This is a genomic window from Halococcus agarilyticus, assembly GCF_000334895.1.
Classification (GTDB): Archaea; Halobacteriota; Halobacteria; order Halobacteriales; family Halococcaceae; genus Halococcus; species Halococcus agarilyticus.
Genome location: NZ_BAFM01000001.1, coordinates 12140 through 32898 on the forward strand (window position 1 = coordinate 12140; position 20759 = coordinate 32898).

Sequence of the window (20759 nt, forward strand, 5' to 3'; positions counted from 1 at the left end):
TCGCGCTGTTGGCGGCGGGATATCTGTTCCGGCTCGGTATCGTCGTTCTCAACTTTCGGTTGGGCGTGTTGACTCAGCCGGACATCTCCATCAGTCACCACGAGCGAGCGATGGCGCTGGCTGACGCGTGGCTGAGTGGACAGCTCGGTGGTGTCCTCGAGACGGGTACTATGGAACGGCTCGTTGCCTATACACATGCCCCGTTTTATCTGGTCTTCGGTCGATGGCAACTCGCCGGTGAACTCGGGACAGCCTTCTACGGGACCGCGATCGGCTACGTCACGTATGCCATCGCAAAGCAAGTCACGACGCGCCGGAACGCCGTCCTCGCGGCGGGTGCTGTCGTGTTCTGGCCGTCCATCGTCTATCGATCCGTTGTCATTCAACGAGAGGTCCTCGTTGCACTTTCCATGCTAACGACAGTGTGGGTTGCTCTTCGACTTACGCAACCCAACCGGCTGTATGAGCACTTTCCAGAGGAAGACGTCTGGCGAACAGCACACTGGACGAAACGCCTTCCAGCGACCGATATTGCACTCCTCCTCGTGGCTGTCGGGGTGATATACATCACACGGAAGGAAAACCTCGCTGTGGTCGGAATCTCCCTCGTCGTCGCCCTCGCGCTCAGGAACCGGGACGTACCGTGGCGCTTCGTCGTGGTCGGGGGGCTCCTGCTGCCCGTTCTCGCCTATTTCACGCTCAATTTCGCCGACTTCGTCGGCGGGAGCACGGCGCTGACACCGGCAGGTCTTGACAGGTTCGCTCATCTTCGGGCTCGTGGTGGGAGTGCATATCTCACGGATCTCCACTATCGCTCGTGGCTCGACATCGCCCTCTATGCCCCCGTGAAAATCGTCTATTTCCTGTTCTCACCGCTACCGTGGCAGGTCGACAGTCTCACCGACCTCCTCGCCGGTGTCAGCGGTTGGGGGCTGTTCGTCGCTACCTTGCTTTCCGGACGGGGTTTCGTCTTGCTTCGAGCACATCCCGAAAAGCGAGCGACCCTGGCTGCCTACGCCATCAGCGGGATCACCGCGTACGCGATCATCGAGATGAACTCCGGCGCGGCGTTCCGGCGTCGCATCCAGTTCGTTCCGATCATCCTGCTCCTCGCCGTCGTTGCCCTCACCAGCGTCTCGTTTCGGCAGCGCTCCGACCAGGCCACTCGGGAGTCCATCGTCTCGGCGGAGACAGAAAGCACTACAACTATGCGCCGGGACTGATTGCGTACAATCGATAGACCATGTATCGAGCGATCCGTTCTCCCCCGTCGGATTACTGCGTCACGGTGCGGCGTTCGGCGACGAATCGTCAGATGGGCGATACGCGAGACACGGGTACGTCTCCCTAGCGGTCCCCGACAGCACCTGACCACGATATCGATGCACGCACCCGCCCAGATCAGACGGCTCCCCACTCCATGAGCGCCACCGAACCGGACGTCCTGCACGTCATCACCCGATCGGACTGGGGGGGCGCGCCGCGCATCGTCAATCTCCTCGCAGCCGAGGCCGCAGCGAACACCGCGGTGGCGTGCGGTACGGGCGGAAAACTCATCGACGAACTGCGGGCACGCGACATCCCGGTGTTCGAGCAACCGTCGCTGCGGAGCCCGCCAGGTCCCGCCGATGCGCGCGCGTTCGTCGACCTGTATCGCCTGCTCCGGCGCGAGTCGTTCGACCTCGTTCACTGTCACAGCACGAAAGCCGGGATGTTGGGCCGCTCCGCCGCGAAGCTCGCGGGAACGCCGACCGTGTTCACGGTCCACGGCTGGGGGTTTTACAACACGGGCTACGACTGGGCGGCACCGATCGTAACACGGAGCGAACGACTTCTCGCGCGGAGTACGGATGCCATCGTCTGTGTCTCGGAGAACGATCTCGCCGAAGGTCGTGAACGCGGTATCATTCAGCACACTCACAGTACGGTGATCCACAACGGCGTGCCGCCGGTATCGGTTCCGGCGGATCGTCGAACCCTCTTCGAGGAAGCCGGGATCGAACCGGGCACCGTCGTGGTCGGTGCGATAGCGCGGCTCGTCGACCAGAAAAACCCGATCGGGATCGTTCGGATCGCGGGCGAACTCCAGAAACGGGGTCACGACGCGACCGCGGTCCTCATCGGCGATGGCCCGCTTGCGGCCGACTGCGAGCGATACGCCGACGAACACGGGATCGAGATCCACCTGCTCGGGTTCCGCGAACGCGCGCTCGAACTCCTCCTCGATTTCGACGTGTTCGTCCTTCCGTCCCGGTTCGAGGGGTTTCCGCTCACCGTCCTCGAATCGCTCCACGCCGGCGTCCCGGTCGTCGCGTACGACGTCGGTGGGGTCGGCGAAGCGATCGTCGATGGCGAGACCGGGTTCGTGGTCGCGCCCGGCGACGCGACCGCGTTCGTCGACCGCGTCGAACGACTCGTCACCGACGCCGATCGACGCGACGAGATGGGGAACCGCGCCGAAGCGGTAGCGGCGAGCGCGTTCACCGCACAGCGGATGGCCGCGGAGTACGATCGACTGTACGCCGACGTTCTCGACAGAGCATGAACGAGTTTCACCGACAACACGAGATGAGTGGGACGTGAACGCGGCGATCGTCGTTGCGAACCGCGTTCTACGGGCTGATGACGCCGAACGCTCGTCGACGGACAGATGAAACGAAGCTTCGTCAAGGGGTTCGTCTCTATCCTCGGCGGGAACTTCGTCTCGATGTTCGTGTCGCTGCTGCTCACGCCCATCCTGATCAGAGTCCTCGGCAGTTCACAGTACGGCCAGTACGCGGTCGTGCTCTCGGTGTTCGGTCCGCTGATGATTCTCGTCAACGCCGGCCTGTTCCCCGGCATCCGGAAGTTCGTCGGCGAACATCCGAACGACCCCGCGTGGCGCGACGGACTGTTCGGGTTCTACACCCGGGTGGCGATCGGCTTCGCCGTCGTTGGGATCGTCGCCGTCCTCGTCGCGGTCCTCTCGGGGGTCATCGACGTGTTCTTCGGCGAGTCGTTCCGGCCCCTGTTTTACATCGTCGTGCTCATGATCCCGCTGTATCAGTTCTTCGTCCTCGGACGCGGCACTCTCATGGCGCTCGGGCTTGAACACTACTCCGAGCCGGTGGCGGCGCTCCAGCAACTGCTGTTCAAGGGACTCGGCATCCTGCTGGTTCTCGCCGGGCTCGGGGTCGCCGGCGCGCTGTTCGGGTACGCGATCAGTCTGTTCGTGGCGGCAGCCCTCTGTCTGGTGTTCGCCGTACGTCACGTCGAGCTGCGATCCGTGATCGACCCGCTCTCCCTGGACATCGAGAGACAGGAACTGCTCGGGTTCAACGTGCTGTCGGTCGTCCACGCGTTTCTCGCCAGCTCGTTGCTCAACGCGGACGTCCTGCTGATCCAGTTCTTTCGGGGCAGCAGCCAGGCAGGCTACTACAAGGCCGCACTGGTGGTGTCGGCGTTCCTCTGGTTCGTCCCGCGAGCGCTGAAAACCACCCTGTTGCACTCGACCGCCGAGCTCTGGGCCGAGGACAGGTACGACCGGATCTCCGCGCGTGCGAGCCGCCTGACACGGTACTCGCTGGTCTCGGTCATGCTGCTCGTTCTCGGACTGGGGGCGCTCGCTGACGCGTTCGTCTCGATCTACTACGGCGCGAGTTTCGCGCCAACGGTCACGCCGCTTTTGCTGTTGCTCCCCGGCACGTTCGGGTTCGCGCTCGCCCGTCCCCTGATGGCGATCGGCCAGGCGAACGGCAGCCTCCGAACGCTGATCGCTGCGACCGGAAGTGCCGCGGTGATCAACGTCGTCCTGAACTTCCTGTTGATCCCGACGTACGGGATGAGCGGCGCGGCGGTCGCGACCAGCGTCGGCTACGGCTCGATGCTCCTGTTCCATCTCGCCGGCGCACGAGTCATCGGGTACGATCCGCTCGCCGATCTGCGGCTGGGACGCGTCGTCGCGAGCGGCGCGCTCACGGGTATCGTGATCCTCGGTCTCGCGATCACCATCGGCTCGGACCTCGTCTCACTTGTCGTCGTTCCGCCGGTCGGCCTCGTCGTCTACGCTGCGGCGTCGATCGGGACCGGCGCGATCGGAACGACGGAGCTGCGAACGATCCTCCGGCAGCTCCCCCTCCCACGAGTGGGCCCGCTACAACGGTTGATCGGTTCCGAGTGACGGCACGGCCGATCGGACGTGTTCGCACGATCGTCGTCGAGGTCCCCATCGGACGACACCGAACCGACGGCAGCCGTCGGTTCGGCCGACAGTGTCGATGACGGTCGGCCCGGCGAGAGCTGTCGATCGGCTCCCGTACCAACGGTGTTTTTATGCGACCCGCGGGTTCGATGCTCTCACGACGCAGCGATGGGACGAACGAAACTCTACCCGGTCGGATCCGGTCGCCTCGAGAAGATAGCGCCCGCGCTGCGGCGGGCGTTCGACGTCGTCGAACCAGGTCGCGATCCCGTTCCCCGTTCGCTCAGAGCGGTGCCGGGGCTCGGCCAGGCCGGAACGCTCGTCGAGTACCTCGGCCCGATCGTCTCGGCTCCGGCCGTCGACGGCGAGAAGCCCGTCGTTCTGGTCGACTCCGTCGGTCTCTTTCCGTTGCTCGTGGGGATTCTGTGTGAACAGCGGGATGTCCCGTTCGTCGTCCGTCTCCGCGGCGGGATGTGGAAGGAGTTCCGCGACCGCGCCCACACCGAGTCACACCTCCGGCGGCACTCCCACAATCTCCACAAGGAGTTCGTGCGGAACCGGGTGCTGTCGCTGGCCGATCGCATCCTTCCGGTCTCACCGTTCCTCCGGGCTCAGGTCGCCTACGAACTCGAAGTCGATCTCGAACGGGTTCGGGTCGTCCACAACCCGCTCGAAACCGACCGGTTCGACGCCACGCCGGAGGGTCGGTTCAAACGGGCCATCGGGCTGGACGACGAGAAGTTCATCTCGGCGATAACGAGCTTCAACTATCGGCGGAAGTACGAGGGCATCGTCCACTTCGTGCCGGCCATCCAGCGGGTTCTCGAGGCCCATTCGGACTGGCACTTCGTGATCGCCGGTGCCGGAACCGCCTACGAGGAGGGGCGAGAGCGGATCCGCGAGCGGTTCGACGAACCGGTGCGGGACAGAGTCGTCTTCACCGGGTTTTACACACCGATCGAGGAGCTGCTCGTCGACGCGGACATCGCCCTCCACCTCTCCTTTCGGGACGCCGGACCGATGGCCGTGCTCGAAGCCCAGGCGGCGCGAACGCCGATCGTCGTCAACACCGGCGGCGGAATGGCGGGGTTGCTCGACCGGTCCGTCCGCGGGACGGCTGTGGTCGAGAACGACGACGAGCTGTACCACTCGCTGAACGAGTTCGTCGAGGAGCCGGAGCGACGCCGGGCGGTCGGTGAGCGAAACAGACGACACATCGAGCGGGAGTTCGCGCCAGAAACCGTCGCGGCGGAGTTCCGGCACGCGATCGACGACATGCTTTCGTAGGCGGTCGGACCCGACCGGTTATCGGCGAACCGATCGGTTCGAGGTTTGGCTGCGCGCTGTGTCCCCCCGATCACTCGATCACACCGTGGATATCGTCGATCTCCCGGAGATCGGTGGTGAAAAACCGCTTGTTTCGCCGCATTCGGTCCTCGTCCCACTCCCACCACGCTATGTCGAGCAACTGTTCCCGTGTCCGTTCGTCGAAGCGCCATCCTCTGTGCTCGGCCGGAACGCCGGCGACGATCGCGTACGGCTCGACGTCTCCAGTGACGACTGCTCCGGCTCCGACGACAGCCCCGTGACCGATCTCCACACCCGAGAGAACGGTGGTGTCCATCCCGATCCAGACGTCGCTGCCGACGCGGATCGGCCCCTTCGAGACCATCTCGAGCCGTTCGTCGAGAACCTCCGCGTAGAACTTCCATTGGGTGCTCGGTCTGTGCGTCGAGTGGTCGATTGCCTGAAACGACGTCCGTCGTCCCACCGGGGTGAACCCGCCGACGCTGATCTCGCCCCCGATGAACTCGATGTCCGCAGTGAGGTTGACGTATCGATCGAGGGAGACCGACCCCGTGACCTTCGAGTCCGGACCGACGTGGGCGTTCTCGGCCAGCGACACGTCGCCACTCAGGTGGCTCCCTGACTCGACGTGCGCTCCTGGACCGAGCGTCACGTCACCCGCGAGCCGTGCGCCGCGTTCGACGCATGCATCGTCCGCGGCACGGATGGTATCGTCGATCGGCGCACGGTTGATGACCCGCCGGACGATGGGCGGATAGCCAGTAGCCGTCGCTACCCGTGCACCGATCGCTTTCACGAGCGAGCGGCTCGACATGCTCTCACTCCAGCCCTCGAATCGGCATAAAGCTACGCGTTCGGCGAAGCGACGTCGCCCGAACGGGCGAGCACTACACGTAGCCGAGCGCGCGCAACCGTTCGTCCACCTCGGACTCGCTCGCGGTCGAGTGCGACTCCACCGCACCCTCGGTGATCTCGCGCCGCGGCGCGCTGTCGACGGTCGCCCACGGGACAGTCGTGAGGGCGGGGTGTCGACGGCACGGCGGATGGCCGTACGCACGTGGGCCGACGATGGGGGTCAACCGCTCGCCGACGAGGTTACCGTGATCGGCGGTGATCACGGTCCGTCCGTCGATCCCGTCGAGGAGTTCCGTGACGTGCTCCATGACGTATTCGAGGTTTCGTCGATACGCCGCCCACACGGTGTCACGGTCGACGAGGCCCTTTTCGAGCGCCTCCCAGACGTGGCGCGCACGGTCGTCGGCATGGGCGCTATCGAGCTCCGGTGTCCCGGACCACGACCAGAACTGGAGGTCGGGGTCGTGAACGAACGGGTAGTGTGGCTGGATGTAGTGGACGATCTGGCGCTTGTTCGGGTGCACGGAATGGGCGTCGAGCGCCGCGTCGGTGACGTGGTCGGCCGGAACCGTGCCCAACTCCGGATCGAATCCGTCGCGCCACACTTCCTCCACACGATGGAACGAGCCGGCGGCGTGGCGGGCCAGCATCGGGCTTCCCGCCACGTAGACCGTATCGCCGTACTCGTCGGGAAACGAGTAGCGCATCCACTCGCTCGTCGCGCTCGCCGGACTCCGCACTCGGCGATACGCGTCGAACCGATCCGCTCCGACAGTCTCTTCGAAGAGGTCGACACGACAGGCGTCGAGAACGACGAGCGTGTCCCAGTCGGCGTCCATCACGCTGCAGCTCTCACGGCGGGTGCTGGATGCGGCATAAAAGGGCGTGTTTTTCCACTCGCGGGCGCGACGGAGCCACCACCCCCGGTCGGTGCGATGGTCCCAGGCTTCCCCGAGGGCGTACCGCGCGAGCGCCGTCGCCGAATTCATAGGCGTTCCTCACCGCTCTGCTATGAAAAACTTTCTCTGTGTCGCCTGGATCGCGGATCGAGCCGCGTTTCGTTGATCGCGCGCAGAGAGCCGAAAGCACACCTGAACGACCCGTGTAGTCGATCCGTCCCGCGTACCATCCGGTCGACTACTGCAGGTCTACCCACGTTCCGTGTTCGTTGTCGGTATTCCCGCCGCCACACTCTTTCTATCGGTGCCAGCTACAGATCGGTGTGGTGTATTCGGCACGTTTCGACGCCTCCAGCGCGATTTTCGGAACCGTCGTCTCCGTTACTATTAACTATTCGTACCGTGACATCGTCGACATGGCAACACGACGTCGGGTTCTGAAGGCCGTCGGTGCTTCTGGCACTTTCCTGATCGGGAGTGGAGCTGCGGCAGCCGACGGGACGGCACGAACTACCGGGCGTTCGCAACCGAACGGTAGTGCAACTGCTTTGGATGATCGAATCGACGTCTTCGTGATCGGTGGGCAATCGAACGCCAAGGGTCTCGGTGACGCCAGCAAGTCGCCAGCCCCCCCATCGGGGACTGCTTACGAGTTCGAAAACGACACCGGAAATATCGTCGAACTCGATGATCCCGTCGGGGTCGGGCAGTATGGAGCCGCTACCGGGAGTGCGTGGCCGGCGTTCGCCGAGAAGTACTTCGACAGGACGGGACAGAAAGCCGCCTATATCCCGACGGCTGTCGGCAGATCAGCGCAGGTCGCGGCCGTCCGTGACGGTAGTCCGGATAGTCAAAACCACTGGGACGCCGGTGGTGCTCGCCGGGGAGATACAGTGAACATGACCGAGCGGGCGATGGATGCACTCCGCAACGAGGGATTCCAGCCGAGGCTGCGCGGGATGCTCTGGTCCCAAGGTGAATCCGACGCGAACGCGATCGACAGCGGGACGATCTCGATCGAGGATTACAAGCGCGCTTTCTCAGAGATGTTGGGATACTTCCGCAACAACATCCAGGACCACTTCCCGATCTGGATATTCCAGACCGGAAAGCCGAGCACCGGGGACACGAGCGGGTTCCGGAAGATTCGATCGGCACAGGCCGACTTCCCGACGACAGAACAGGATGTTCAGATGGTCTCGACGGTCCAGAAGAACTTCCCCGACAAGGGCTGGATAGCTCCTCACCGGGTCAGTACACAGGAACTCGGTGTGCTGTCCCACGTTTACCACTACTCGCAACGGGGCTACAACGTGATGGGTGAGACGGGTGCGGAGAATCTGGAGGAAAGTTCCACCCTCACGATCGAGGAAAACGACGGTTCATGGACGACGTACGGTTTCTCGGTCAGTGGGAAAGTAACTCCCCGGAAGAACGTCAGTGGGGTCGACGAGATCAGCGCCGACGGGACGCGCGCGACCGGCGGGGTGGTGAGTGGGTACGACAGTTACACTATCACCGGCGGGATCACGAGCCTCAGTCTCAGTAGCGACGCGACGCTGTACCTGAACGGTACGCAAGTGGACGTCGAGAAATACCTGCCGGACGTACTGACGGTCAGGAACCACGGCTCGTGGACGACCTACGAGTTCGCCGCCAGTGGCGGCGTCGCTCCGCGAGCCGGACTGGGGAGTGCCGACGAGGTCCACGCTGATACCGGCCGTGCGACCGGTGGCGTCGGGAACGGCTCCGACAGCTACTACATCGCGGGCGAACTCACCGACGTCAGCGTCGAGGGGACTGCCGACGTCTATCGAAACGGCGAACTGCTCGACGTGGGTGGTGAACGCACGCTCAGAATCGTTGAAACCGGAGATTCGTGGACCACCTACGGGTTCTCGGTGAGCGGGAGCATCAGCCCGCGGAACAACATCGGCGGGGCGGACGAGATCAGCGCCGATGGGCAGCGCGCGACCGGCGGGGTGATCGACGGCTCCGATGGGTACACCATCACCGGCGAGATCACGAGCCTCAGCCTGAGCGGCGACGCCACGGTGTACCTCGACGGCGAAGCTCTGAATGTGGAGGAGTACCTGCCGGACGTCCTCACCGTCGAGGGAAGCGGGTCGTGGAGCACCTACGAGTTCGCCGCCAGTGGCGGCGTCGCTCCGCGAACCGGATTGGGGGGAGCTGACGAGGTCGATGCCGACGCGGGGCGCGCGACAGGTGGTGTCGTGAGCGGAGACGACAGCTACCTGATCTCGGGTAAACTCACCACCATCAACGTGGATGGGAACGCAACTGTCTATCGCAACGGTCAGAGAGTTCAGTGAAATGAAACCGCCCACAACGAGCTAATTCGGCCGAAGATGACGGTCTGTGTCTGGGTGGAAACGCGCTTGTGACCCTCGGAACTCGCCCCTTGATCCGACGATGGCTACGTTCGAAAAACTGACGGAGGGTCTGCCGAGGGAACCGTTACAAGTATGGTGGCAGGTTCGTTTCGTTGGGCCAATGAGCATCCGTCAATCGGCACGTAGACGTATCCCGACGATTCACCCCGTCTTCCGTGCGGCTCGGTGCTCGACCGAACACCAGGCCGGAAGGGACCCCCGAACCGTTTCGGATCGTGCCGTCTCTGGCAGTCACCTCGCTGTCGATGCGTTTCCGCAGACAGCCGACTGGCGACACGAATCTCGGAAGATGGGGCGAACGTGAGCAACCCGCAGCTCCTGGTGATCGGTCTCGATGCGGCGTGTTTCGAACAGCTCGATCCCCTGCTCTCGGCCGGCGTCATGCCGAACCTGGCTGAGCTCGTCGACTCCGGACTCGCCGCCGATCTGGAGACGACCCACCCACCGTGGACGCCCTCGGCGTGGCCCTCGGTCGTCACCGGAACGACGCCGTGGAACCACGGCGTCTACGACTTCTATCACCACGGAAACGACGAGCCACGGCTGGTGAGCGCACGCGAGATCCGGACGCCGTTCGTCTGGGAGCTCCTTTCGGCGTGTGGTCTCGAATCGATCGTCGTCAACGTCCCGGTGACTCATCCGGCCCACTCGTTCCGTGGCAGCCTGGTTCCCGGCTACATCGCCCCGGAGGGTGCGGACTGTTTGATCGACGGCGAGCGCCAGCCGATGGCTGCCCTCGGCGACGACTATCGGATCTACGCACGCGACGTCGGCTCCAAACGCGAACGGATCGAGGAGTACGGACGGCTCACCGACTCGCGGGTGGCCGCGGCCGAGCGCCTCGACGGCCTCCACGACTGGTCGTTCATGATGGTCCAGTTCCAGCGCACCGATTCGGCCTTCCACACGATGGGCGACGATCAGCGCGCCATCCGTCAGGTGTACGGCCGGGTCGACGACGCCATCGGATCGCTGCTTGACCTGGCCGGGGAGGACTGCTCGGTGCTCGTGGTCTCGGATCACGGCATCCGCCAGTACGACCGCGTCTTCAACGCCAACACGTGGCTCCGTGATCGGGGGTACGCCGCGACGTCGCCCGAATCCGATCGCTTCGCGTGGAACGAGGAGACGAAACGCGAACGGAAGACCGACGGCGAGACCGACGCGGCGAACGGCACACTCCGACGTGGCCTCGGGGAGATGCTCGACGGACTGCGTGCGGTGGGCATCACGCCACAGCGAGCCGAACGGCTGCTTTCGACCGTCGGCCTCGACGAGCCGATCCGCCGGGCCCTCCCGACGGGCGTTCTTGTGGACGCTGCCGACGCCGTCGACGTGTCCCGATCGCGTGCGTACTGCCGGTCGGTGTCCGCGCTTGGACTCCGATGTAACGTCGTCGGCCGGGACCCAAACGGCGTCGTTCCGCAGGACGAGTTCGACGAGCTACGGCGCTCGCTCGTTCGCGAACTCTCCGCACTCCGCGATCACGCCGGCAACGCCGTCTTCGACGACGTGTACGACCGGCACGCGGTCCACGGATCGACCGTCGAGAACGACGCCTCCGCCCCGGACGTCGTTCTCCAACCGACCGACATGCGGTGGAAGGTTTCGGACGTCATCAAGGAGAACGTCTTCGAGACGACCGACGAGTTCAGTCACACTCGTCACGGGGCGCTGATCGCGGCGGGACCGACGGTCGGCGACTCCGGTGAGATCACGCCGAGCGTCGTCGATGTCGCCCCCACGGCCCTCCGTCTTCTCGGAGTCGAACCGCCGGAATCGATGGACGGGGCCGAACTCCCCGGCGTTTCGGTCCCCGGCGAACTGGAGTCGGTTCCGACCGTCCCGACCCGCGAGTACCTCGCGGACGCGACCCGGCAGAACACCGAGACGGTCGTTCGTGACCGGCTCCGGGACATGGGATACGTCGAGTGATCGGACCATCTCGCCACCGCCGGCCGCGAGCGCGATCGACGCTCCGGCCGCGGACGCGCTCGACACGACTAGGGCCCGGCTTGCCCCATGCAATCACCATGTCCTCGTTGGACGTTCAAACGAGCACGCGACACCGATGTGGTCCAACGGTGGCTGTTCCGCTCGATCGCTTCCGGCGACGACTGGCGACTTGGCGACCTGCGTCAGTGGTAAGCGGGTGAGCACGGGTCGTTCTCAGCCAAACGGCATGGGTAGTGTTAAGTCACCGCTCGCCGCCGTTCCCACATGAAACAGTACGTGACACTCGAAGATCGAGCGGCCTATCTCGGGGTATACTCCGGAGTCGTAGCCCTCCTGCTCGTCCCCGCTACCGTCCTCCCGATCCGCCTCTCGCGCGGCGCGTTCTGTGGGGCGTGCGTCGTCTCGGTACTGTCCTTCGTGACGAGTTACCTCGCCTTTCTCAAGCAAATCACGTGAAGCGGATCGCCGTCGCGTCCGCCGTCGGAACCTTCCCGACTATCTGGTAGTCCCGGCGGAGATCGGGGAGACGATCGTTGGCAACCAGCGCCAGCCGCACGTCTTCGTCTCCGTTGAGTCCCTCCGTGTCCACTCCCTCAAGCTGCCGATCAACCTGATAGGAAAACACGATGAGGTTCGCGCGGATCTCATCGTCGACGTAGACGGTCTCGCCGGGTTCGGCGAGATTCGCGAATGCGTTCCCGATGGCGCGCTGTTCGGTGTTGTACGAGCCGATCGGATCACCGCCGCTGGGGGGATAGTGCCCAGGGATCGCCACGAGTGCCGTGAGGCCGACAAGCGTGAGCACCACGAACACCTGATAGTTGATCGGCGACCGTCCACTGAGGCGCGGACGCACCGTATCGTTGAACACACCCACCGTCGCGGATCCAACCCGCCCGACGATCAGGGCGGCCGGGACGATCGAGGGGAGCAAATACCACTTGTGGTTCCCCCCTGCGAAACTGTAGACAAAGGGCACCGCAAACAGCCACCACAGGAGGACCGCATCCGCCTTCCAGCCGCCGCGTCGCGCCGGGAGCGAGAGCGCGAGCGCCCCGGCCGCGCCGAGGACGAGATACCTCGTCAGGCGGTAGTAGATCGGGAAGCGTCTGAAGAACGGGTAGTTCGACCGAGGGATGAGTGTTGCCGGGCCACCGCTCGTGGACTTCGCGCCGGTCGCCCGTCGGATGACCTGGTCTGCGATCATCTGTGAATAGAGCGCGTCGCCCCGGAGAACCGCCGCGGCGACGAACCACGGCAAGGTGACGACGAGGCCAACGAGCACGCCGCCCGCCAACTTCCGAGGTGGATAGTCACGCCAGCCGACGAGTACGATCGGGATAGCGATGACGAGGAACACGCTGGCGGCAACCCCCTTTGCGAGGACGGCCAGCGCGCCGAAAACGCCCGCCCATAGCAGATAGCGGCCGTTCTCTCTCCCCTTCCACACACACCACACGAACGCGGTTCCGAAGAGTGCGAGCGGCATGTCCGTCGCAGCGGTCCGCCCACCATGTGAGATGAAAAAGGCGGGTGGGAGACCGAGGAGGAGGAATCCCGCGGCGAGACCGGCGAACTCGTCGTAGCGGTCGGTCCCGATCAGGTAGACGAGAACTGCGAGCGCGACCGTCGCGAGCGCCGACGGAAGCTTCGCCGCGAAGCTCGTGACGCCGAACACCCCGATCGACAGCGCTTGGAGCCAGTAGACGAGCGGCGGTTTGTCGAGAAACGGCTGCCAGAGGTGTGGCTGACCGCGCCAGTAGACATGAGGGATGATCCAGTGGCCATCCTGAAGCGCGAACCGGGCGGCGCTCGCGTAGATCGCCCCGTCCCAGCGGACGAGTGCTGGGATGCCGAGACCGTTGAGATAGAGTACCAGCCCGACGACGGTCAGGAGAGTGACGCTGAAGTGGTGGCGCTGTATTTCGGGCGACGAAAATCGCCCTCCGAGATTGATTGACACTGGATGTTCGGGATACGTGGAACTTACTTCACTATTCTGGATCTTCGCCTGGCTCGCGGTTCGCCACCGGTACTCGGACGTGACCCGACAGAACACCGAAACGGTCGTTCGTAACCGGTGTCAGGACAGAGATACGTCGAGTGACCGGGCCGGACGGTTATCGAAGCGATGTGGACGGGGCGGTCAGTCACACGCAAGCGTCATGTATCTACTGTTGTTTATTGTGCACAGTTGTTCGGTCAGCGCGGGATTCGGACCGCGCAGCCGGACCTCATGTGTATCCTGTAACCAGTTTTATTGACGTAGAGCGATTGTTGACCGGTGGTGGCTATGTCAGATAGTGACAGCCGCAAGACGATGCGGAGACGCACCGTTCTTCAGGCCACTGCCGGGGCTGCGATCGTCGGCACTGCAGGGTCCACCACCGCTGCTTCCTCCATACAGGACGACGAGTCCGCCGAGTTTCGACGGGACGACTCGCCCGTTCGGTTCTCGCCGGCGATCCGGAACGCGGACCCGCTCAAAGTGGGGATCGTCTCGGACATCCACTGGCGTGACGAGCCCCGCCCGCAACACATCGTCTCGAAGGAGGTGGCCAAGGAAAACCTCCGCAGGGCTGCAACCGAGCTCAACGAATGGGGAGCGGACTTCGTCGTCCAACAGGGCGACCTCGTCGACGGATGCTGTGGTCGGGCCGAACGCCCGCCGGGGGCAATCAGACGCGGCATTCGCGAGGCGAGGGCGTTTTTGGACGACGTTCTCGACGCACCCGTTCACCACGTCCTCGGCAACCACGAGTACATGTGGCCGAACGCGGACATCGAACGGACGTACTCGATCTACGGCTGGGACGGACTCGAAGACACGTTCTACACGGTGAAACGGAAGGGAGTCACCTTCGCCGTGCTGAACTCCGCGTACACCGAAACGAACCGAAAACAGAATACCACCGATCACCGGATCCCGCAGGAGTGTCTTTGCTGGCTGCGTGATATCGTCGCGGAGACCGACGGTCCGCTGTTTTCGGTCTCCCACGTTCCGCTGACCGGTGGCGACGGCACGAAGTACGACTCCACACGAGGGGCGACCACGGCACTCGAACATCTCCACTCGGCACCCGGCTACGTCGGGGGGTTTTTCGGCCACTCGCATCACGCCCCGAACTGGAAGCGTGTGCGTGTCCAGACCGATAGCCGTGGATCACCGCACGTCCACACGTGCTCGCCGAACTACTTCGCCGAGGGCGACGCGGTTCGACACAGCCGTTCGTCAGAGCGTCTCGTCCCGTACACCAAGGTCGCCATCTCACCCGCCGGCTGGCAGGCGATCGCCTCATACGCGGACTGGGATGTGCGGACGAGCGCCAACTGGCGCTACGAGACGGACGCGCTCCGCTCGCTACGTCGGAACGACTGCTCTTCCAACGCTGGCGGCTGAGTCCGTGGCGGCGAGCATTTGCGACGGCTGTGGAGGAAGGAGAACCGATAAATACGGTGGAGCGGTGGCCTCGGACAGTGCACGTCTGCTATCTCTATCACAAGGAGTATCCGCAGAACAACGCGACCGCGACGAACGAGTTCCCCCGCATACTGTCGAGTCTCGGCGTCGACGTCACCGTCATCGCGGCACGGACCGCTCCCACTCAGCCAGCACACGAGGTAGTGGACGGCGTGACCGTACACAGAATCCCCACCGACAAATCGACCCGGAAATCGATCGAGCCGACCCGGTTCGGCTACCGGGGGTTGCGGAAGATCGACGAGCTGTGCCGGACCGATCCGATCGACGTGCTCCACATGCTCGGATTTCCGAACCTCGGCCTCGTCCTCCATCCGGTGCCGTGGCTCGACGCGCCGGAGAACGTCGTCGTCGACATCCGGGGTATCGGCACGAGCAGCAAACTCCTGAACTGGATCTCGCGGGTCGCGCTCAACGTCCAGGCGACGCTCGCCGACAACGTGAACACGCTGGACCGAGTCATGGCCGAAAGCGTTCTGCTGGACGACGACGCCGCGGAAATCGTTCCGCTGGGTGCCGATTTCGAGCGGTTTCGTCCCGGCGACGGCAGCGAGATACGCCGATCCCTCGGGCTGTCATCGACGGACGTCGTGTTCGGGTACACCGGCGTTCTCAACGAGTCGCGCGCCCTCGATCGGATGATCGAGGCGTTCGCCGCGGCCCATGAGACCCATCCGCAAAGCAAACTCGTCGTCGTCGGTGGCGGGAACGCCCGGGCCGATCTCGAACGAACCGCCGCCAGGCTCGGGTGTTCCGACGCGGTGATCTTCACCGGCGAGATCCCGTTCGCGGACGTTCCCGAACACGTCCGTGCGTTCGACGTCGGGTTCGCGTACATCCCGGATCGCCGGCCGTATCGGATCCAGCCGCCGCTGAAGACCGTCGAGTTCCTCGCGTCGGGGCTGCCCGCTCTCGCGACCGATACGCCCGGGAATCGACGGTTCGTCGAACAGGACGGTAACGGGCTTCTCCGTCCCGATTCGAAAGCGGCGTATGCGGACGCGATTCGTGAACTGGTCGACTCGCCGGCGAAACGGGAGGCACTGGGAGCGAACGCCCGTGCATCGGTTCGCGAGTACGACTACACCCACATCGTCGAGAACCGACTCCTCCCGCTGTACGAACGGATCGTCGCGGACGAACCGTCTCGCCCGCTACGGTCTCCGGAACGATCGTCGTGAGACGGGACTGATCCCCACACCGACCCCACGACTACAGCGACCCGAACGGGAACGCCCGTTCGCAAGAGTTTTTGTGCGTCCCTGAGGAGCGAAGACAGGCTCTCGGTGTGGGGGCTGGCCGAGATCGAACTGGATCGACAATGGAACTCGGGACACAGACATCCACCTGGCGGCCGAATCTGCGATTGGTTCTCGTACTCGTCGGAACCCTCGTCGGAGTCGGTCTCGTGACGCAGTTCCTGTTCGCCTGGTTCGGGGTGTTCGTCCTCGTCGCCGGGCTATCCGCTCTCGGATACCGTCAGTATCGGGCGGGCAAGTACCTCACGGCGCTACTGATCGCGGCCTTCCTGGTTCGTGCCGCCATCATCCTCGTCAACGCACAGCTCCACGTCCTCTCCCAGCCGCCGATCTCGGTCGAACACTCCGCGAACGCGGCGGCGCTCGCGGACCTGTGGACGCAGGGGGAGTTCCTCGACGGACCCACGATCCCGTCGCGCACGAGACGGTTCGTCGCGTACGTGCTCGCGCCGTTCTACGTGCTCCTTGGGTCATGGGAAGTCGCCGGCGAACTCGCCATCGCCGGCTTCGGGACGCTGATCGGCTACGTCGCGTACGAGCTCGCGGCCGAGGTGACGACGCATCGGAACGCCGTTCTCGCCGCCGGGATCGTCGTCTTCTGGCCGTCGATCCTCTACCGATCGGTCGTCATCCAGCGCGAGGTGATCGTCGCGCTCACCATGTTGACGATGCTCTGGATCGCGCTCCAGTGGACGGATCGAGAGCGACCACGGAACTGGGTGCAAGCCTGGCCATGGCTGCGCGACGTCGCCGCGCTCGCGCTCATCGCCGTGGTGATCTACCTCGCGCGGCGGGAGAACGTCGCCATCATCGCCGTCACGTTCGCCGCCGCGATCGCGCTCAGATACCGGCGCTCGCCACGATCCATCGGGCTCGTGGGGCTTCTCCTGGTCCCGCTGTTCGCCTATCTCGCGCTCAACATCGGCAAGCTCACCGGCGTCGGGACGGCGATCTCTCCACGGATCCTCGATAGGTACGCGCAGGGACGAAACAAGGGTGCGACCACCTACCTCACTGACCTCCACTACGAGTCGTGGTTCGATGTCCTGCTCTACCTCCCGATCAAGGTGTTTTACTACCTGTTTTCGCCGATGCCGTGGCAGGTGAACGGCGTCGCCGATCTCCTTGCCGGGGTTTCCGGGTGGGCGATGGCCGTGGCCGTTCTGGTGGCCGTACCGGGGTTCTTCTGGGCCCGGGGCGACGTCGCGAAACGCTTCACCATGCTGGCGTACGCCGCGAGCGGGATCGCCGCGTACGCGATCATCGAGTTGAACGCCGGTGCGGCCTTCCGGCGGCGCATCCAGTTCGTCCCCGTGATCCTCGTCTTCGCCGCGATCGGATTCGGCACTCTTTTCGCCCGGCTCGACGATCGCCGTTCCAGCACGACCGATCCGACGCCGCTCGATTCGGAAAACACTAACCCGTCCGACGTCGACTGACGAGAAACACATGTCGTCCTCACCGAACGTCCTCCTGTTGGTGGTCGACTCGCTCCGGTACGACGCGGTCTTCGGCGACGAGTCGTACGACACGCCGACGCTCGACCGCCTCGCCGACGAGAGCGTCGTCTTCGATCGCTGCTACTCCCAGGGGATCAGCACGGCCCCGGCGATGACCGCGATGCTCACCGGCCGGTACCCCCTCGAATACGGCGGCCACTGGTACATCGAGGACGAACAGCCCACCTTCGCCGAGCAGTTCCACGACAACGGGTACGCGACCGGCGCGATCCACTCGAACCCGAACGTCTCCCGACTCCGGAACTTCGACAAGGGGTTCGACACCTTCGAGGAGAACATCCTGCCGTTCGAGACCGACGGCCTGCTCGAACGTGCCCCGGACGACCTGCTCCGGTACGCCAACAAGTTCGTCCGACTGTTGCGACGGACGCCGTACATGCCCTCGCCACGGGTGAACGACCGTCTCGCGAAGTGGACCGAAGTGGCCCCGGAGCCGTGGTTCCTCTGGACGCAGTACATGGACGTCCACGGCCCGTACCTCCCCGGTGGCGAGTTCACCTACCGGAACAAGTTCCGGGCGGAGAAGCTGTGGCGAAAGGCGGCCGTCAACGCCGCCGAGGACGTCACGCCGGCCGAACACGAGGAGCTGCGAACGAACTACCGAAAGGAGGTCGAGTACTTCGACGACGAGCTCGGGAAGTTCCTCGCCCGCCTCGACTGGCGGGGCCAGCTCGACGACACGCTCGTCGTGGTCGTCGGCGATCACGGCGACGAGTTCTACGAACACGACGACTACGGCCACAGCAACCTTCCCTACGACGAGCTCACCCGCGTTCCGCTCCTCATGTCGTTCCCGGATGGGACCGACATCGACCAGCCTCAGCGCGTCGACGACCTCGTGCGCTGTGTGGATATCCTGCCGACGGCGCTCGATCTCGCGGGCGCGGAACTCACCGAGGAGATGGAGCAGCGCCTGGTCGGGGAGTCGCTGCTCCCGCTGCTCCGGGAGGGGAGCGCGCCGTCGTTCGACGTCGTCGTGACCGAAAAGGAGATCCGCGGCGAAACCGCGCTCCGGTTCGGGTTCCGGACCGAGCGCTGGAAGTTCCTCTACGACGGCAAGGCGGATCGAACGCTGCTGTACGACCTCGACGCCGATCCGGACGAGACCGAGAACGTCGCCGATGCCCACCCGGAGGTGGTCGACGAATTCGAGGACCACCTCGACGCCCGCCTCGAACGGATCGAACGGACGTCGGCGGGCATCCAGATCCCGGACCTCGCGTCCCAGCCTGGCGTCGAAGAGCGACTACAGGCGCTCGGCTACCAGGAATGAGCCGGCCGAACGTCGTCCTCGTCGTCATGGACACGGCGCGCGCCGCAGACGTCACGCTGGGAACCGGGGACGACGGCCTGGCCGGCGACAGCCCCGACGCCGCGATCGAAGGCACGGAGACGACGCCGACGATCCGATCGATCGCCGAAGCGGGGACGACGTTCTCGAACGCGTGGGCCGCTGCCCCGTGGACGCTCCCCTCTCACGCCTCGCTGTTCACCGGCACGTATCCCTCGAAACACGGCGCGCACGCCGACCACAAGTATCTCGACGACGATCTGCCGACGCTCGCGGAGTGCTTTCGGGACGGGGGCTACGAGACGGTCGCGGTCTCGAACAACACGTGGATCAGCGAGGAGTTCGGTTTCGGCCGCGGGTTCGAAACGTTCCACAAGACGTGGCAGTACGTCCAGTCGGAGACGGACCTCGGCGAGGTAGCCCGCACTACCGAGGGTATCGAGACCGTCCGCGCGCTCGCCGCGCGGCTCGTCGAGGGCAACCCGCTCGTCAACGTCGCCAACGCGGTCTACGGCCAGTTCTTCCGCAAGCGCGAGGACGACGGTGCGCGACGGGCCAATCGGGAGGTGGCCGACTGGCTCGCCGCTCGGGAGTCCTCCCGACCGTTTTTCCTGTTCGCCAACTACCTCGAACCCCATCTCGAGTACCGTCCTCCCGAAGCCCACGCCGAACGATACCTCCCCGACGGCGTCTCCTACGAGGAGGCGATGGCGATCTCCCAGGACGCGTGGGGCTACATCGCGGGCGATGTCGAACACACCGAGCGCGAGTTCGCCGCCCTCCGTGGCCTCTATCGTGCAGAACTCGCCTATCTCGACGAACGCATCGGCGAGCTCAGGGACACGCTCCGGGCAGCGGGCGAGTGGGAGGACACGGTGTTCGTCCTCACCAGCGATCACGGGGAGAACATCGGCGACCACGGGCTGATGGACCACCAGTACTGCCTGTACGAGACGCTGCTCGACGTGCCGCTGGTGATCCACGGCGGCGCGTTCGCCGGCGGCGGTGTCGTCGACGATCCCGTCCAGCTCGTCGATCTCCCGCCGACGCTGCTTGACGCCGCCGACGTGACCGCCCCTACGGCCCGTGAGACGTTCCAGGGACGCTCCGTGCATCCCAGCGCCGAGGTGGAGCCGCGCGAACGCGCCATCGCGGAGTACGTGGCCCCGCAGCCGTCGATGGACGCGCTCGAACGGCGCGTCGGCAGCCTCTCCCCCGAGGTGCGCCGCTTCGATCGGTCGCTGCGCGCGATCCGCGCCGACGGCTGGAAACTGATCCGGGGTTCGGACGGCTCGCGCGAACTCTACCGGCTCGAAGACGATCCCGACGAACGGAACGATCGTGCTGCCGACGATCCCGAACGGGCGACGGCACTCGGCGATGCGATCGACGAGTGGCTGGCGTCGTTCGAACACGCCGCCGCGAGCGGGGCGGTCTCGATGAGCGACGACACGGAAGCACGACTTGAAGACCTCGGTTACCTCCAGTAGCCGCGAACGGCCCACTTATCCGATGACCTACTGATACAAAGATTTACTTTAGTTCCTTCTCTGTCCTACCTATGGCTGGGAATACGCCTTTCGACCGTCGTCGTTT

Annotated in this window: 15 protein-coding genes; 12 read left to right on the forward strand and 3 right to left on the reverse strand. The window is 64.7% G+C overall.

Features of this window, described 5'->3' with window-relative positions; all coding sequences use genetic code 11:
• The first annotated feature begins 110 nt into the window (after positions 1-110).
• The 4 genes from TX76_RS00060 to TX76_RS00075 all read left to right on the forward strand — a co-directional run bounded on the left by TX76_RS00060 (position 111) and on the right by TX76_RS00075 (position 5467).
• The gene (locus TX76_RS00060; protein ID WP_154018963.1) at positions 111-1223 is read left to right on the forward strand and encodes a hypothetical protein; all 1113 of its coding nucleotides are present in this window, start codon (positions 111-113) and stop codon (positions 1221-1223) included.
• Between the two features lie 197 nt (positions 1224-1420).
• Positions 1421-2545, forward strand: coding sequence for a glycosyltransferase family 4 protein (locus TX76_RS00065; protein WP_049898136.1), 1125 nt, complete (start codon positions 1421-1423; stop codon positions 2543-2545).
• 105 nt (positions 2546-2650) lie between these two features.
• Complete coding sequence (locus TX76_RS00070) at positions 2651-4159, forward strand: oligosaccharide flippase family protein (protein ID WP_049898137.1); 1509 nt, start codon at positions 2651-2653, stop codon at positions 4157-4159.
• A gap of 189 nt (positions 4160-4348) precedes the next feature.
• Positions 4349-5467, forward strand: a complete 1119-nt coding sequence (locus TX76_RS00075; protein WP_049898140.1) for a glycosyltransferase family 4 protein — start codon at positions 4349-4351, stop codon at positions 5465-5467.
• Between the two features lie 70 nt (positions 5468-5537).
• On the opposite strand, the gene TX76_RS00080 is transcribed toward TX76_RS00075, so the two are convergent.
• Both TX76_RS00080 and TX76_RS00085 read right to left on the reverse strand, forming a co-directional pair.
• On the reverse strand, positions 5538-6302 hold the full coding sequence (locus TX76_RS00080) for a DapH/DapD/GlmU-related protein (RefSeq protein WP_079890697.1): 765 nt from the start codon (positions 6300-6302) through the stop codon (positions 5538-5540).
• Between the two features lie 73 nt (positions 6303-6375).
• Entirely contained in the window at positions 6376-7332 is a 957-nt protein-coding gene (locus TX76_RS00085) for a hypothetical protein (protein ID WP_049898142.1), read from the reverse strand.
• A gap of 326 nt (positions 7333-7658) precedes the next feature.
• Between TX76_RS00085 and TX76_RS00090 the strand changes: the two genes are divergently transcribed.
• The 3 genes from TX76_RS00090 to TX76_RS00100 all read left to right on the forward strand — a co-directional run bounded on the left by TX76_RS00090 (position 7659) and on the right by TX76_RS00100 (position 12068).
• Positions 7659-9575, forward strand: coding sequence for a sialate O-acetylesterase (locus TX76_RS00090; protein ID WP_079890698.1), 1917 nt, complete (start codon positions 7659-7661; stop codon positions 9573-9575).
• 381 nt (positions 9576-9956) lie between these two features.
• Positions 9957-11591 carry an alkaline phosphatase family protein gene (locus TX76_RS00095; protein ID WP_049898146.1) on the forward strand — a complete coding sequence of 545 codons (1635 nt, stop codon included), beginning with the start codon at positions 9957-9959 and terminating at the stop codon, positions 11589-11591.
• 285 nt (positions 11592-11876) lie between these two features.
• The gene (locus tag TX76_RS00100) at positions 11877-12068 is read left to right on the forward strand and encodes a hypothetical protein (RefSeq protein ID WP_049898147.1); all 192 of its coding nucleotides are present in this window, start codon (positions 11877-11879) and stop codon (positions 12066-12068) included.
• On the opposite strand, the gene TX76_RS00105 is transcribed toward TX76_RS00100, so the two are convergent.
• A complete protein-coding gene (locus tag TX76_RS00105) occupies positions 12061-13575 on the reverse strand; it encodes an ArnT family glycosyltransferase (protein ID WP_195155963.1) in 1515 nt (504 codons plus the stop codon). The genes TX76_RS00100 and TX76_RS00105 overlap by 8 nt on opposite strands.
• A 357-nt stretch (positions 13576-13932) precedes the next feature.
• On the opposite strand from TX76_RS00105, the gene TX76_RS00110 reads away from it, so the two are divergent.
• The 5 genes from TX76_RS00110 to TX76_RS00130 all read left to right on the forward strand — a co-directional run bounded on the left by TX76_RS00110 (position 13933) and on the right by TX76_RS00130 (position 20653).
• Positions 13933-15012, forward strand: a complete 1080-nt coding sequence (locus tag TX76_RS00110; protein ID WP_049898151.1) for a metallophosphoesterase family protein — start codon at positions 13933-13935, stop codon at positions 15010-15012.
• Positions 15013-15089: 77 nt separating this feature from the next.
• Positions 15090-16274, forward strand: coding sequence for a glycosyltransferase family 4 protein (locus tag TX76_RS00115; RefSeq protein WP_049898153.1), 1185 nt, complete (start codon positions 15090-15092; stop codon positions 16272-16274).
• 140 nt (positions 16275-16414) lie between these two features.
• Positions 16415-17791, forward strand: a complete 1377-nt coding sequence (locus tag TX76_RS00120; protein ID WP_049898154.1) for a hypothetical protein — start codon at positions 16415-16417, stop codon at positions 17789-17791.
• A 10-nt stretch (positions 17792-17801) separates the two neighbouring features.
• Positions 17802-19145, forward strand: a complete 1344-nt coding sequence (locus TX76_RS00125; RefSeq protein WP_049898155.1) for a sulfatase — start codon at positions 17802-17804, stop codon at positions 19143-19145.
• Positions 19142-20653: a sulfatase gene (locus TX76_RS00130; RefSeq protein ID WP_049898156.1), complete on the forward strand. Its 1512-nt coding sequence runs from the start codon at positions 19142-19144 to the stop codon at positions 20651-20653. The genes TX76_RS00125 and TX76_RS00130 overlap by 4 nt, the downstream gene beginning before the upstream one ends.
• Positions 20654-20759: the final 106 nt, after the last annotated feature.